At 40.1% G+C, this 810-nt stretch carries 1 pseudogene; it reads right to left on the bottom strand.

The window, feature by feature from the left end:
- Window positions 1-810, bottom strand: a pseudogene (locus AC2CGR_RS14585) (DNA translocase FtsK); the annotation flags it as partial.

Here is an 810-nt window from a genome sequence, read left to right as displayed (position 1 = left end):
TTGTTCTTCTGCGACCGGTGCTTCTTCTACAACTGATTGTTCTTCTGCGACCGGTGTTTCTTCTACAACTGATTGTTCTTCTGCGACCAGTGTTTCTTCTACAACTGATTGTTCTTCTACAATCGGTGTTTCTTCTACAACTAATTGTTCTTCTGCGACCAGTGTTTCTTCTACAACTAATTGTTCTTCTGCGACCGGTGTTTCTTCTACAACTGGTTGTTCTTCTACAATCGGTGTTTCTTCTACAATCGGTGTTTCTTCTACAACTGATTGTTCTTCTGTAATTAAAACATCCGCAAAGCTTTGAACATCTTTTTTCGTTTGTTCATCAGCCTCAGCAACATGTATGAATTCATTCTTTTGTTCAATTGCTTCATTTAACACCATTTCTTGCTGCGTTTCCTCAAGTACTACAGGTTCCACTTCTTCTGGTGCTTCTGTTTCTGCAATTACTTCCACTTCTTCTGATTCTTCCGCTTCCGCAATTACTTCCACTTCTTCTGATTCTTCCGCTTCCGCAATTACTTCTACTTCTTCTAACTCTTCTGTTTCTGCAATTACTTCCACTTCTTCTGATTCTTCCGCTTCCGCAATTACTTCTACTTCTTCTAACTCTTCTGTTTCTGCAATTACTTCCACTTCTTCTGATTCTTCCGCTTCCGCAATTACTTCCACTTCTTCTGATTCTTCCGCTTCCGCAATTACTTCTACTTCTTCTAACTCTTCTGTTTCTGCAATTACTTCCACTTCTTCTGATTCTTCCGCTTCCGCAATTACTTCCACTTCTTCTGATTCTTCCGCTTCCGCAAT

This window comes from Bacillus sp. LSHTCR4 (assembly GCF_057197025.1).
The sequence above is the reverse complement of the archived record's forward strand: the minus strand, read 5'-3'. Positions and strand labels throughout refer to the sequence as shown.